Origin of the sequence: Hyphococcus sp. (assembly GCF_965267305.1) — a bacterium.
Taxonomy (GTDB): Bacteria; Pseudomonadota; Alphaproteobacteria; order Caulobacterales; family Parvularculaceae; genus Hyphococcus.
Window position 1 is genome coordinate 540,649 of the sequence record NZ_OZ253945.1, and the last position, 12,631, is coordinate 553,279.

Sequence of the window (12,631 nt, forward strand, 5' to 3'; positions counted from 1 at the left end):
GACAAAAGGCGTACTATGTCGGCCATGGAAAAGCTCGATTATTCAACTGAGCCCAAGACGGTGCTGATCGTTGAGGACAACGAGCTGAACATGAAGCTGTTCAGAGACCTTCTGGAGATTCACGGCTACCAGACGCTCGAAGCCCGCACCGGGCCAGAAGCGCTGGAGGCCCTGAAAGATAACCATCCCGATCTCATCCTCATGGATATCCAGCTGCCGGAAGTTTCCGGGCTGGAAGTCACCCGCGAAATCAAGAGCAGCCCCGAGCTCGCCGACATACCGGTGATCGCCGTCACGGCTTTCGCAATGAAAGGCGACGAAGAACGCATACGCCAGGGAGGGTGCGAGGATTATATCGCCAAACCTATCTCTGTGGCGGCGTTTCTTGAGAAAGTGAAAAGGTATTTAGACTAGGCTCATGGGGTCTTAACGAACCCTTTAAGCCATGGGGGCTGCATGACGGCGCGCGTATTGGTCGTCGATGATCTGGAACCGAACGTGAAGCTGCTCGAGGCGAAGCTGAGGGCGGAATATTTCGACGTGCTCGGCGCTTATTCCGGTCAGGAAGCGATCAACCTCGCCGCCGCCGAAAAGCCTGACATCATCTTGCTCGACGTCATGATGCCCGGCATGGACGGCTTTGAAACCTGCCGCAAGCTCAAAGCCAATCCCGAAACCATGCACATCCCCGTGGTCATGGTGACGGCCCTCGACCAGCAGGCGGACCGTGTCGCCGGTCTGGAAGCCGGCGCCGATGATTTCCTCACCAAGCCGGTCGAAGACTTGGCGCTGTTCGCCCGCGTGCGGTCGCTGACCCGCCTTAAAATGATGACGGACGAGCTCCGCGCCCGTTACGCCACCGGTAAGGATCTCGGCATTGTCGGCAAGATCGATCCCGACGCCGATATGGGCGAGCCGCGCATCTTCCTCATCGACGACAATGAAGACCAGGCAGCGCGCCTTACGGCCGCCCTCGGCGAGGACGCCTATCTTATGGTTCACGAAACCGATCCGGAAATCGCGCTCAGCCGCGCGCGCGCCGGCGAATTCGACCTCATTCTGGTGAACCTCTCCATCGAGGCCATGGACCCCTTGCGCCTCTGCTCGACGATCCGGTCTTTCGAGGAAACCCGCCTGACGCCGATCCTTGCGGTGGTGCGCCATGGCGATACGAGAAAGCTCGTTCGCGCCCTCGATATCGGGGTCAATGACTATGTGACCCGCCCCGTCGACAAGAATGAACTCACCGCGCGGGTCTCGACCCAGCTCCGCCGCAAGCGCTATGTGGACCAGCTCCGCTCGTCTTTCCAGGTCAGCCTTGAAATGGCGGTCACCGACCAGCTCACCGGCCTTTACAACCGCCGTTACTTGGCGAGCCACCTCTCTGCGATGTTCGACCGCGCCTATTGGACCGGCCGGCCGCTCGCAGTGATGGTGCTCGATCTCGACCACTTCAAGGAAGTCAACGACCGGCATGGCCACGACACCGGCGACCGCGTCTTGAAGGAGTTCGCCGACCGCATCGCCAGTTCGATCCGGGGCATCGATCTCGCCTGCCGTTATGGCGGCGAGGAGTTCCTGATCGCCATGCCCGACACAGACCTCGCCTTTGCGTCTGTTGTCGCCGAAAGGCTGCGCCAGGAAATCGCCACATCCAAATTCAAGCTTAACAATGGCCGCGACGAACTCGGCGTCACCGTCTCTATCGGGCTCGCCTCGACCGAGAACGGGCCGGAAGACGACAGCGCCCAGAAGCTCATCAAGCGGGCTGACGAAGCGCTCTACACCGCTAAAAACGGCGGGCGCAACCGCGTGATCCAGAGCGCGGCGTAACCTTCAAAATCCTTTAAAGACAACAAAAAAGCCGCCTTCGAGGGCGGCTTTTCAAATACGGCGGGGAGAGCGATCTTACTTGATCTTGCCTTCCTTGAATTCAACATGCTTGCGCGCGACGGGGTCGTATTTTTTCAGGACGAGCTTCTCCGTCATCGTGCGGGTGTTCTTCTTCGCCACATAAAAATAACCCGTGCCGGCGGTTGAGTTGAGCCGGATCTTGACGGTGGTTGGCTTGGCCATGGGTCGCTCCTAGGACCGTTAATTCGCGCAAAATGAGCGCGGACCATACTCATGGTCTTTGGCGTGTCAAGCCATAGTAACGCTTTTTCGCGCTTAGCAAAGGTTAAACGTCGGCGTCCGGATCGGCGTCGGGACCTGCAAACCCATGCATGCGATTCGCCCATTGCAGTCCGATGAGGGCGCCTTTCGACGCCGGCAACAGCGCCCATGAAGCGAGGATGATCAGCGGAAGCCAGATCGCGAATTGCAGGGTAATCGGCGGATCGAAGAGCTGTTTCACGGCAAGCGCCAGCGGGATCATGACATGCCCGACGATGATGATGGTCACATAGGGCGGGGCGTCATCGGCGCGATGGCCCGAGAGATCGAGGCCGCAAACGTCGCATGCCGCCTTCGTTCTCACATAGCCTGAAAACAGCTTCCCGCGTCCGCATTCCGGGCATTTATGGGCGAGACCGCGGGCCATGGCCGAAGCCCATGAACGCCTGTCCTGGTCGCCGCCAAAGGTCTGAACCGCTTCTGTCATGGGGTCTCTATGGGGATGCGGGACACGTTTCGCAACGCGCCGAAAGCGCGCGGGGCTCGTTAACCGAAGACCCGCTTGAAAATCACGTCCACATTCTTGGTGTGATAGGAGAGGTCGAAAAGACTTTCGAGCGCAGCGGCGGAAAGATGCGCCGTAACCTCTTTGTCGGCCTTCAGATTGTCGAGGAAGAGGCCTTCGCCGCGCCAGGCCGGCATGGCGTTGCGCTGCACCAGCGAATAGGCTTCCTCGCGCGACGCGCCCGCCTGGGTCAGCGCCAGGAGAACGCGCTGGGAAAAGATGAGCCCGTTGAGGCTGTTCATATTGGCGAGCATCCGCTCAGGGTAAACGACGAGATTTTCAACAACGCCGGCGAGACGGTTCAGCGCGAAGTCGAGATGCACCGTCGCGTCGGGACCGATGCCGCGCTCGACGGAGGAGTGAGAGATGTCCCGCTCATGCCAGAGCGCCACATTTTCCATGGCCGGGATCACCGACATGCGAACGAGGCGGGCGAGGCCGGTGAGATTCTCCGTCAGCACCGGGTTGCGCTTGTGCGGCATCGCTGACGAGCCCTTCTGGCCCTTGGAGAAGAACTCCTCGGCTTCTAGGACTTCGGTGCGCTGGAGATGGCGGATTTCAACGGCGAGGCGTTCAACCGAGGAGGCGATGACGCCGAGCGCCGCGAAATAGGCGGCATGGCGGTCGCGCGGGATGACCTGGGTCGAGACCGGCTCTACGGCAAGCCCCATCTTCTCCGCGACATATTCCTCAACCGACGGGTCGATATTGGCGAAGGTGCCGACAGCGCCGGAAATCGCGCAGACGGCGATTTCCTGGCGCGCGGCTTCGAGCCGCTTCTTGCCGCGCTCAAACTCCGTATAGAAACCGGCGAGCTTGACGCCGAAGGTCGTTGGCTCGGCATGGATGCCATGGCTGCGGCCGACGCAGACGTCGTTCTTGTGCTCGAGCGCGCGTTTCTTGAGCGCCGCCAGCACGCGGTCCATATCCGCGAGCAGAAGATCTGCTGCGCGCGTCAACTGCACGGAAAGACAGGTGTCGAGCACGTCGGACGACGTCATGCCCTGATGGACGAAGCGAGCATCCTCGCCGACGAATTCTGCGAGATGGGTTAGGAAGGCGATGACGTCGTGCTTCACCTCGCGCTCGATCTCATCGATGCGGGCGACATCGAACTCGGCCTTGCCGCCTTTTTCCCATATCGTCTTCGCGGCGCTCGCAGGAATGACGCCGAGTTCGGCCAGCCGGTCTGCCGCATGAGCCTCGATCTCGAACCAGATCCGGTATTTGGCGGCGTCCGACCAGATCGCAGCCATTTCCGCGCGGGTGTAGCGGGAGATCATTCAATTACTCCGTTAGAACGCTTTGGGGTCAGCTGCTGCCGAAGAGGGGCCGTCGCCGTCGAGATCAAGCGATCCCAATTCGATGGACCGCGCCGGCGCGTCTCCAGCGGCGGGCGGCGGCGTCTGCCGCTGTCCCCACATCCACCAGCCAAGGCCAAGACCGATCACGAAAGCTGCAAGCAAAAGCGCCCACATATGCACGGCCAGCCAAAGCATGCCCGCATCTCCTCCCTTATGCCTGCGGCGCCGCCTTAACGGCGGTCGATAGCCACATAGTCGCGCTGCGGCGCGCCGGTGTAAATCTGGCGCGGACGCCCGATTTTCTGGTTCGGGTCCTCGATCATCTCCGACCACTGGGCGATCCAGCCGACAGTGCGGGCGAGCGCGAACAGGACCGTGAACATTTCCGTCGGGAAGCCGAGGGCGCGCAGCGTGATGCCCGAATAGAAGTCGATGTTCGGATAGAGCTTCTTCTCTACGAAATAGTCGTCTTCAAGAGCGATGCGCTCCAGCTCCATGGCGACCTTGAGAAGCGGTTCGTCCTTAACGCCGAGCGCGTCGAGCACTTCGTGGCAAGCCTTGCGCATGACTTTCGCGCGCGGATCGTAGTTCTTGTAGACGCGGTGGCCGAAACCCATCAGGCGGAACGGATCATTCTTGTCCTTGGCGCGCTTGATGTATTCAGGGATCTTGTCGACCGAGCCGACCTCTTCGAGCATGTTGAGCGCCGCTTCGTTGGCGCCGCCATGAGCCGGGCCCCAGAGCGAGGCGATGCCTGCCGCGATGCAGGCGAAGGGGTTCGCGCCGGAAGAGCCCGCAAGCCGCACCGTCGAGGTCGATGCGTTCTGCTCGTGATCCATATGCAGGATGAAAATTTTGTCGAGTGCGTCGGAAAGAACCGGATTAACCTCGTAATCCTCCGCCTGTACCGCAAAGCACATGCGCATGAAGTTCGATGTGTAATCGAGTTCGTTGCGCGGGAAGACGAAAGCCTGGCCGATGGAGTATTTGAACGCCATGGCGGCGATGGTCGGCATCTTCGCGATCATGCGGTGGCTTGCGACGAGGCGTTGCTTCGGATCGTTGATGTCGGTGGAGTCGTGATAGAATGCGGAAAGAGCGCCGACGACCCCGACCATGATCGCCATGGGGTGCGCGTCGCGGCGGAAACCGTTGTAGAAATTCTTGAGCTGCTCATGCACCATGGTGTGCATGGTGATCGAATGTTCGAAATCGGCGCGCTGTTGCGCATTCGGAAGCTCGCCATTCAACAGCAGATAGGCGACTTCGATGAAATTCGAATGCTCCGCAAGCTGATCGATGGGATATCCGCGATAAAGCAGGATGCCCTCATCGCCGTCGATGAAGGTGATCTTGGACTCGCAGCTCGCCGTCGAGGTGTAACCGGGGTCGAAAGTGAAGGCGCCGGTCTCTTTATAGAGCGCGCGGACATCCACGACATCGGGCCCGTGAGTCGCCTTGAAAATCGGCAATTCGGCGGTTTTCCCGTTGATCGTAAAGTTCGCCGTATCCGCTTGTTTCAATTCACTTTTCATGGATCGAACCTTTTTCTTTTGCAGCGCGTCAACGCATGTTGCGGCGCACACTAGCCAGTTTACTCTAGGGATTCCAGCCCTGCGTCAGCCGGTCTGATCGGCGAGCCGGGCGCGCGATTCTTTTTGTCCCAACCCATATAGCACTTCGCCCAGTCCCGGCGAAGGCCGCCCGGCGGCGAGGGCCGCTCTGGCGGGGGGGCCGACAACGCCGAAGCCTACATTTTTGGCGGCGGCGAAGGCCTGAAGCTTCTCATCGAGCGCAGCAGGGGACGCCCAGGATGATTCGTCCTCTAGGGCTTGGTTAAGATCGTTAAGGATTTCCCGCGCGCCGTCTTTCTGCAGCGGTTTCGCGGCCTTGCCATCGATAGCGAGGGGACGCTTGAGGAAAAGATATTCCGACGCGGCAACAACATCTGAGAGCGTCGCGCAGCGCGTTTTGAGAAACGGCGCGGAGCGCTTCAGCCGCGCCAGATGCTCCGCATCAAGATCGACGCCGGCTCTCTCGAGAAACGGCGCCGCCCAGGTAACGAACGCATCGTCGCTGAGTTCGGCTATGTAATGGGCGTTTACATGCTTCAGCTTGTCGAGGTCGAGCCGCGCCGGCGCCTTGTTAATGCCCTTGAGGTCGAAGATCTCCTTTGCGCGCTTGTAGGGGATGATTTCCTCGTCGCCATGTGCCCAGCCGAGACGGAGGAGGTAGTTGCCCAATCCTTCCGGCAGATAACCGTCGTCGCGATAAGCTTCGACCCCGAGCGCGCCGTGGCGCTTCGACAGTTTCGCGCCGTCCTGCCCGTGGATCAACGGCACATGGGCGAAGACAGGCACGGTCCAGCCCATGGCCTGATAAATCTGTGTCTGGCGCGCGGCGTTGTTCAGATGATCGTCGCCGCGGATCACATGGGTCACGCCCATATCATGATCGTCAACGACAACGGCGAGGTTGTAGGTGGGGCCGCCATCAGAACGCAGAATGATGAGATCATCGAGCGCCGCATTGGGGAAGGCGACTCGGCCCTGCACGGCGTCTTGCACGACGGTCTCTCCGTCTCGCGGCGCCTTGAAACGGATGGCGAAGGGCGCATCGGGCGCGGTCGCCGGATCGGCGTCCCGCCACGGGCTTTCGAAGCGAACGCCGTCCGCCTTCGCCTTGTCGCGCGCGGTCGCTAGTTCTTCAGGCGTCAGATAACAGCGATAGGCCTTGCCCGCGTCGAGCAGTTGTTTCGCGACTTCCGCATGGCGCGCCTGACGGGAATATTGCGACACCGGCTCGCCGTTCCAGTCGAGGCCAAGCCATGTGAGGCCGTCAAGGATCGCCTCAACCGCCGCCTCGTTATGACGCGCGCGGTCCGTGTCTTCGATCCTGAGCAGAAACTTGCCGCCGCGCCCCCTTGCATAGAGCCAGTTGAAGAGCGCCGTCCGCGCGCCGCCGATATGGAGATAGCCGGTGGGCGAGGGCGCGAAGCGGGTGACGACAGGCGGGTGATTATCGGCCATACTGAAAGGACCGGCTCCTCTTGTTGCGTTTCGGTTTTGCGGGCGCGGGATAACATGAGGGGGCCCCGGCGCCTATGGCTTCGGGGTCTGTTGGGGCGCAGGGCGGATGGTCGCTGATCTCGCAAAAACGGGACATGCCGGCGAGGAATTCACCGAGGCGCCGCCCTTTTCGCGCATGGCGCATCTGACCGGCGAAGCCTTGCGCCGCTGGGCGGCCATGGATTTCGCTCGGCTTTCCCTGTGGGCGCCGGCGGCTATCGGCCTCGGTGCGGGACTTTATTTCGGCCTCAAGGCGGAGCCGGACTGGCGCATCGGCGTTGCGTCGCTTGTTGTATTCGCAGCGCTCTCTTTCTGGCGCGGACCGTTCCGGCCTCTCTTTGCGGCGCTGGTGTTCGCCGCGCTGGGCTTTGCCGCCGCCGACTGGAGGACGGCGCAGGTTGAGGCGCCGCAGCTTTCCCGCGAACTCGGCATGGTCGATGTCGCGGGCCGGCTTCTCTCCATCGAAGAAAACGCGCGCCAGCGGCGCTATATCGTCGAGCTGACGAGCGTCGAAAATCTGCCTGCGGAGGAAATCCCGGCGCGGGCGCGCATCACCTGGCGCGGGGAAGGCTTCGATGCGCAGCCGGGCGATCTCATTTCCGTGCGCGCGCGCCTGTCTCCGCCGCCGCCGCCGGTCGCACCTGGCGCATTCGATTTCGCGCGCCAGCTTTATTTCCAGAAAATCGGCGCCGTGGGCATCGCCGTAACGCCGCCGCGCCTCGATGAAAGCGCTGAAAAAACCTTTTCTCAAAAACTCGCCGCGGATGTCGAAACCATGCGCGTTAATCTTGCGGCGCGGATCATTCGCACGACGCCGAAGCAAGAGCAGGGCGGCGCGATCCTGGCCGCCATTGTCACGGGCAAGCGGGGCGCGATTTCAGAACGCTCGGAAGCCGCGTTACGCGATGCTGGGCTCGCGCATTTGCTGGCGATATCGGGCCTGCATATGGGCCTTGCGACGGGCCTCGTCTTTTTCACCGTGCGCTTCGGCCTCGCCGCCATCGAGCCCTTGGCGCTGCGTTACCCGATCAAGAAATGGGCGGCGGCCGCAGCGTTGTTCTCCGGATTTTTCTATCTCATCCTGTCGGGCGGCGGATGGTCGGCGCGGCGCGCCTTCATCATGGCGGCGATTATGTTTCTGGCGATTCTTGTGGACCGGCGGGCCTTGTCGTTGCGCAACGTGGCCATCGCTGCCGTCATTATTTTGCTGACGACGCCTGAGGCGCTGTTTCACCCCGGCTTCCAGATGTCCTTCGCCGCCGTGACCGCGCTCATCGCCGCCTATGAATGGTTCGCCCTGCGCGCGAAGCAGGAATTCGATATGTCCTGGACCGCAAAAGCGCGGCGTTATCTCGTGGCGCTGGCGCTCACCGACACTATCGCCGCGCTGGCGACGGCCCCATACGCGCTGTTTCATTTCAACCGCGTCGCTATCTATTCGCTGCCCGCCAATATGGCGGCGATGCCGATCATGGGCTTTCTTATTATGCCTTTCTCTGTCATTGCGCTGCTGCTCTCGCCCTTCGGCCTCGACGGTTGGGCCTGGCGTTTCGCGGCGCAGTGCATGGAGGCGGTTTTATATATTGCGTCTAGCGTTTCGGGGCTTGAGGGCGCGGTTTCGACGACGCCGCAATGGCCGCAGGCGGCGATGATCGTGCTGACCATTGGCGGTCTGTGGCTCTGCCTTTCCCGCGCGCCGTGGCGGCTGGCGGGCCTCGCCGCGATCCCGGTCGCGGCGCTTTTCGTCAGCCTCGCGCGACCGCCGGCGATCTTCGTTTCCGCCTCCGGTCTCAATGGCGGCGTCATCGCCCGGGACAGTGAGGGCGAACGGACGCTCTTTGTCTATTCGACCCGCCGCGAGAAATTCGCGGCCCGCATGTGGGAGGAGGCCGCCGGCCTCGACATCGAAACCGTCAGACCGTCAGCGATGGAAGAGATTTTCGCCTGCGACGCCTCGGGCTGCGCGGGCGCGGTTTCGGATCAAGGCGCTGTCACTGTTGTTTTTACGGAGCACAAATCCACCCTCGCCGAAGATTGTCAGCGTGCGGAGCTTGTGGTCGCTTTCTTTCCGGCAAGCAGCGCCGACTGGCGCCGCTGCAACGCGTTTCTTATAGACCGGCGTTCGGCGTGGAAGCGCGGCGCCCACGCCGTCTGGGTTGAACGCGACGGCGCGCTCACGGTCAAATCGGCGAATGAATTTCGCGGCAACCGACCTTGGACGGGCGGCGGTTAGTTATACCTTCTCATCAGCCCCACAAGCTTGCCCTGAACCGCAACGCGGTCGGGGCCATAGATGCGGGTTTCGAACGCCGGGTTAGCAGCTTCAAGCGCGATCGAGGCGCCCTTGCGGCGCAGGCGCTTCAGCGTTGCTTCCTCGTCATCGACGAGGGCGACGACAATAGCGCCGTTTTCCGCATCGGTGCAGCGCTTGATAATGACGAAGTCGCCATCCTCGATCCCGGCGTTGATCATCGACTCGCCCTGCACCTCGAGAATGTAGTGGTCGCCCTTGCCGATAAAGGCTTCGGGGGCGGAGAAGCGGTCGACCTCGTGCTGGATCGCCTCGATAGGCGTGCCGGCGGCGATGCGGCCGAGCACAGGAAGATCCACGATCCCGCCGGCCGGCGCCGAGACCTGCGGCGTAGGCGCGACGCGGCCGCGCTTGAAATCGGCGTTGACGACCGCGGGGCGGAAGCCCTTTTGCGCCGGGCTCGGCTTCACATTGACCTTTGCGTCCTCCGGCATTTTGAGGACTTCGAGCGCCCGCGCCCGGTGGGGCAGGCGGCGGATGAAGCCGCGCTCCTCAAGCGCCGTAATAAGCCGGTGAATGCCAGATTTGGACCTTAGGTCGAGCGCCTCCTTCATCTCGTCGAAGGACGGCGACACGCCGGTCTCGGCCAGCCGGTCATTGATGAAAACCAGCAGCTCATGCTGTTTCTTGGTGAGCATTTGCTCCCTCGCACTTCTTTTTGGCGGGCTTGCTGTTGGGGAAATCCCCGCCGCGACCCGCTGGACGTTCCCTTGTCGCCGGACAATCAACCAAAGGCTGTTTGCACGCCCGAAACGACAAAAGAACAAAACGACAACGATGTTCTATGGTTGTTCCTCGGACCCGTCAACAGCGAAATGCGAATCAGGCAATAGAAACAGGGCCAAGGAGCGCTTTCGTTGCGGCCTCTACATCCTCCTGGCGCATCAGGCTTTCGCCGACGAGGAAAGCCTTCGCGCCGTCGCCGGCGAGGCGGACGAGGTCCGCGTGGCTGTTGATCCCGCTCTCGCTGACAAGCAGCGCTGAGGCCGGCGCCAGCGGAGCAAGCCTAGACGTCGTCTCAAGCGAGGTCACGAAAGTCGCCAGATTGCGGTTATTTACGCCGATAAGGTCAGCTTTTAGCTGAACAGCTCGCGCCATCTCCTCTTCATCATGAGTCTCGACGAGAATATCGAGATTCCAACCCTTTGCAGCCTGCATCAGTTCGCCCGCCTGAGCATCGGAGAGACACGCCATAATAAGCAGGATGCAGTCCGCGCCCCAGGCCCGGGCTTCCGCTACCTGATAGGGGTCGATCATAAAATCCTTGCGCAGGACCGGAAGCCGGGTCGCATCCCGCGCCTGGCGGAGGAAATCCGGCGCCCCCTGAAAGCTCGGCGAATCGGTAAGGACGGAGAGGCAGGCCGCGCCCCCGGCCTCATAGGCCCGGGCGATGGCCGCCGGATCGAAATCAGGGCGGATCAGCCCTTTGGAGGGGCTCGCCTTCTTCACCTCGGCGATGAGGGCGAAGCCGTCTGCGGCTTTCCTTTCCAGCGCCTTGCGGAACCCACGGACAGGACCGGCCTCTTTCGCCAGCGTCTCCACAGCAGAGAGGGGCGCCTGGCCTTTCGCCTGCGCCACCTCGGTCTTCTTATAGGCGATGATGTCGTCGAGAATGGTCATGAGTTCGAGACCTCAACGAGTTCACTGAGCGCCGCTTTAGCCGCGCCGCTGTCGATGGCCTGTTCCGCCATGCGCGCGGCTTGGTTCAAGTTCTCCGCCTTATCCGCAACGATCAGCGCAGAAGCCGCGTTGAGCACCGAAATATCGCGATAGGCGGATTGTTCGCCTTCAAGCAGCCGCCACAGCGCAGCGGCGTTTTCCGACGGATCGCCGCCTTCAAGATCGGCGGCTTTTGCGCGTGACAGGCCTGCATCTTCCGGCGTCACCTCGAATTCGGACACCAAGCCATCTTTAAGTTCGGCGACATGGGTGGCGCCCGTGGTCGTCAGTTCGTCGAGGCCGTCGCTGCCGTGAACCACCCAAGCCCGCGTTACGCCGAGATGCGGCATGACCTCGGCGATGGGGCGCACGAGATCGCGCGCGAACACGCCCATGACCTGCCGCTTCGCGCCGGCCGGGTTGGAGAGGGGGCCGAGCACGTTGAACATGGTCCGGACGCCAAGCGCTTTCCTTGCCGCCGCAACATGGCCGACCGCCTTGTGGTGAAGCGCCGCGAACATGAAGCCGACATTGGCGTCCTCAATGCACCGCACGATCTTCTCGGGGGGGATGTCGAGCCTGACGCCCAGCGCCTCCAATACTTCAGAAGACCCGGACTTTGAAGAAAGCGCCTTGTTGCCGTGCTTGGCGACCTTGACGCCGCAGCCTGCGGCGATCAGCGCGGCGGCTGTGGAAATGTTGTAGGTGCCGGCGCCGTCGCCGCCCGTGCCGCAGGTGTCGATGACGTCATCCGGCGCATCGACTTTGAGCGCATGGTCGCGCATCGCCTGCGCCGCCGCCGCGATTTCCTCAACCGTTTCTCCGCGCGCGCGCAACGCCGCTAGGAACCCAGCAATTTCAATGTCGCTCGCCGCGCCGGAAAAGAGGGCATCCATCGCCGCGCGCATTTCCGCCGCGGTCAGCGGCGCACCGGACATGGCGCGCTGGAGATGCGGGGTGAAAGCGCTCATTTGCGCACGATCTCAAGGAAGTTCGAAAACATCCGCGCGCCGTGTTCGGTGGCGATGCTTTCGGGGTGAAACTGCACGCCCATGATCGGCAGGTCGCGATGGGCGAGGCCCATGATCTCGCCATCGTCCGCCGCCGTCGCCGTGATCGTGAGTTCGTTGGAGAGGCTCGCGCGGTCGGCGACCAGCGAGTGATAGCGCGTCGCCGTGAAAGGCGTGGGCAGGCCGGCGAAGACGCCATCGCCATGATGGGCGATCTCCGAGGTCTTGCCATGCATCAGCCGGTCGGCGCGGCGGATGACCCCGCCGAAACTCTGGGCGATGGACTGGAGCCCGAGACAGACGCCGAAGACCGGGGCCCGTCTTTCGGTCGCCAGTGCCACGAGATCGAGGCAAATCCCGGCTTCATTCGGAGTGCAGGGACCGGGCGACAGGACGATGGCCTCGGCGCCCATGCCGAGCGCCTCTTCCGCCGTCAGGGCGTCGTTGCGAACGACCTTCACCTCCTCGCCGATTTCCCCAATGAGGTGAAAAAGGTTGAAAGTGAAGCTGTCATAGTTGTCGATCAGCAGGATCATTGGGCCCGAGAATCAGTAATATTGGTGCGTTCGGACGATGGTTTAACGCCCCCGCCGCAAGGC

The 12,631-nt window shown here is 62.1% G+C and carries 13 protein-coding genes; 3 read left to right on the forward strand and 10 right to left on the reverse strand.

Annotation, left to right across the window (positions count from 1 at the left end):
* Nucleotides 1-15 precede the first annotated feature (15 nt).
* Together ACQY5P_RS02565 and ACQY5P_RS02570 are read left to right on the forward strand one after the other, a co-directional pair.
* Nucleotides 16-414: a response regulator gene (locus ACQY5P_RS02565; protein ID WP_428409281.1), complete on the forward strand. Its 399-nt coding sequence runs from the start codon at nt 16-18 to the stop codon at nt 412-414.
* Nucleotides 415-456: 42 nt separating this feature from the next.
* On the forward strand, nt 457-1,833 hold the full coding sequence (locus ACQY5P_RS02570; RefSeq protein WP_428409282.1) for a PleD family two-component system response regulator: 1,377 nt from the start codon (nt 457-459) through the stop codon (nt 1,831-1,833).
* Nucleotides 1,834-1,908: 75 nt separating this feature from the next.
* Here ACQY5P_RS02570 and rpmG read toward each other — a convergent pair whose 3' ends face one another.
* The 6 genes from rpmG to gltX all read right to left on the reverse strand — a co-directional run bounded on the left by rpmG (nt 1,909) and on the right by gltX (nt 7,013).
* Complete coding sequence (gene rpmG, locus ACQY5P_RS02575) at nt 1,909-2,076, reverse strand: 50S ribosomal protein L33 (protein WP_428409283.1); 168 nt, start codon at nt 2,074-2,076, stop codon at nt 1,909-1,911.
* A 103-nt stretch (nt 2,077-2,179) separates the two neighbouring features.
* Nucleotides 2,180-2,602 carry a DUF983 domain-containing protein gene (locus ACQY5P_RS02580; protein ID WP_428409284.1) on the reverse strand — a complete coding sequence of 141 codons (423 nt, stop codon included), beginning with the start codon at nt 2,600-2,602 and terminating at the stop codon, nt 2,180-2,182.
* Nucleotides 2,603-2,661: 59 nt separating this feature from the next.
* The gene (gene purB / locus ACQY5P_RS02585) at nt 2,662-3,963 is read right to left on the reverse strand and encodes an adenylosuccinate lyase (RefSeq protein WP_428409285.1); all 1,302 of its coding nucleotides are present in this window, start codon (nt 3,961-3,963) and stop codon (nt 2,662-2,664) included.
* A 12-nt stretch (nt 3,964-3,975) separates the two neighbouring features.
* Complete coding sequence (locus tag ACQY5P_RS02590; RefSeq protein ID WP_428409286.1) at nt 3,976-4,179, reverse strand: hypothetical protein; 204 nt, start codon at nt 4,177-4,179, stop codon at nt 3,976-3,978.
* A 35-nt stretch (nt 4,180-4,214) separates the two neighbouring features.
* Nucleotides 4,215-5,519, reverse strand: a complete 1,305-nt coding sequence (gene gltA, locus ACQY5P_RS02595; protein WP_428409287.1) for a citrate synthase — start codon at nt 5,517-5,519, stop codon at nt 4,215-4,217.
* Between the two features lie 84 nt (nt 5,520-5,603).
* A complete protein-coding gene (gltX, locus tag ACQY5P_RS02600) occupies nt 5,604-7,013 on the reverse strand; it encodes a glutamate--tRNA ligase (protein WP_428409288.1) in 1,410 nt (469 codons plus the stop codon).
* Between the two features lie 106 nt (nt 7,014-7,119).
* Here gltX and ACQY5P_RS02605 point away from each other — a divergent pair, with 106 nt between their 5' ends.
* On the forward strand, nt 7,120-9,285 hold the full coding sequence (locus ACQY5P_RS02605) for a ComEC/Rec2 family competence protein (protein WP_428409289.1): 2,166 nt from the start codon (nt 7,120-7,122) through the stop codon (nt 9,283-9,285).
* Here ACQY5P_RS02605 and lexA read toward each other — a convergent pair.
* The 4 genes from lexA to ACQY5P_RS02625 form a co-directional block, all read right to left on the reverse strand.
* Nucleotides 9,282-10,001, reverse strand: coding sequence for a transcriptional repressor LexA (gene lexA / locus ACQY5P_RS02610; protein ID WP_428409290.1), 720 nt, complete (start codon nt 9,999-10,001; stop codon nt 9,282-9,284). The genes ACQY5P_RS02605 and lexA overlap by 4 nt on opposite strands.
* Nucleotides 10,002-10,185: 184 nt before the next feature.
* Nucleotides 10,186-10,983 (reverse strand): indole-3-glycerol phosphate synthase TrpC, encoded by a 798-nt coding sequence (gene trpC, locus ACQY5P_RS02615; protein ID WP_428409291.1) that lies wholly within the window; start codon nt 10,981-10,983, stop codon nt 10,186-10,188.
* Entirely contained in the window at nt 10,980-11,993 is a 1,014-nt protein-coding gene (gene trpD, locus ACQY5P_RS02620; protein ID WP_428409292.1) for an anthranilate phosphoribosyltransferase, read from the reverse strand. The genes trpC and trpD overlap by 4 nt, the downstream gene beginning before the upstream one ends.
* Nucleotides 11,990-12,568, reverse strand: coding sequence for an anthranilate synthase component II (locus tag ACQY5P_RS02625; RefSeq protein WP_428409293.1), 579 nt, complete (start codon nt 12,566-12,568; stop codon nt 11,990-11,992). The genes trpD and ACQY5P_RS02625 overlap by 4 nt, the downstream gene beginning before the upstream one ends.
* Between the last annotated feature and the right edge of the window lie 63 nt (nt 12,569-12,631).

Coding starts and splice junctions, on each gene's coding strand:
- ACQY5P_RS02565 (WP_428409281.1), top strand. CDS start 16: ATGTCGGCCATGGAAAAGCTCGATTATTCAACTGAGCCCAAGACGGTG.
- ACQY5P_RS02570 (WP_428409282.1), top strand. CDS start 457: ATGACGGCGCGCGTATTGGTCGTCGATGATCTGGAACCGAACGTGAAG.
- rpmG (WP_428409283.1), bottom strand. CDS start 2,076: ATGGCCAAGCCAACCACCGTCAAGATCCGGCTCAACTCAACCGCCGGC.
- ACQY5P_RS02580 (WP_428409284.1), bottom strand. CDS start 2,602: ATGACAGAAGCGGTTCAGACCTTTGGCGGCGACCAGGACAGGCGTTCA.
- purB (WP_428409285.1), bottom strand. CDS start 3,963: ATGATCTCCCGCTACACCCGCGCGGAAATGGCTGCGATCTGGTCGGAC.
- ACQY5P_RS02590 (WP_428409286.1), bottom strand. CDS start 4,179: ATGCTTTGGCTGGCCGTGCATATGTGGGCGCTTTTGCTTGCAGCTTTC.
- gltA (WP_428409287.1), bottom strand. CDS start 5,519: ATGAAAAGTGAATTGAAACAAGCGGATACGGCGAACTTTACGATCAAC.
- gltX (WP_428409288.1), bottom strand. CDS start 7,013: ATGGCCGATAATCACCCGCCTGTCGTCACCCGCTTCGCGCCCTCGCCC.
- ACQY5P_RS02605 (WP_428409289.1), top strand. CDS start 7,120: ATGGTCGCTGATCTCGCAAAAACGGGACATGCCGGCGAGGAATTCACC.
- lexA (WP_428409290.1), bottom strand. CDS start 10,001: ATGCTCACCAAGAAACAGCATGAGCTGCTGGTTTTCATCAATGACCGG.
- trpC (WP_428409291.1), bottom strand. CDS start 10,983: ATGACCATTCTCGACGACATCATCGCCTATAAGAAGACCGAGGTGGCG.
- trpD (WP_428409292.1), bottom strand. CDS start 11,993: ATGAGCGCTTTCACCCCGCATCTCCAGCGCGCCATGTCCGGTGCGCCG.
- ACQY5P_RS02625 (WP_428409293.1), bottom strand. CDS start 12,568: ATGATCCTGCTGATCGACAACTATGACAGCTTCACTTTCAACCTTTTT.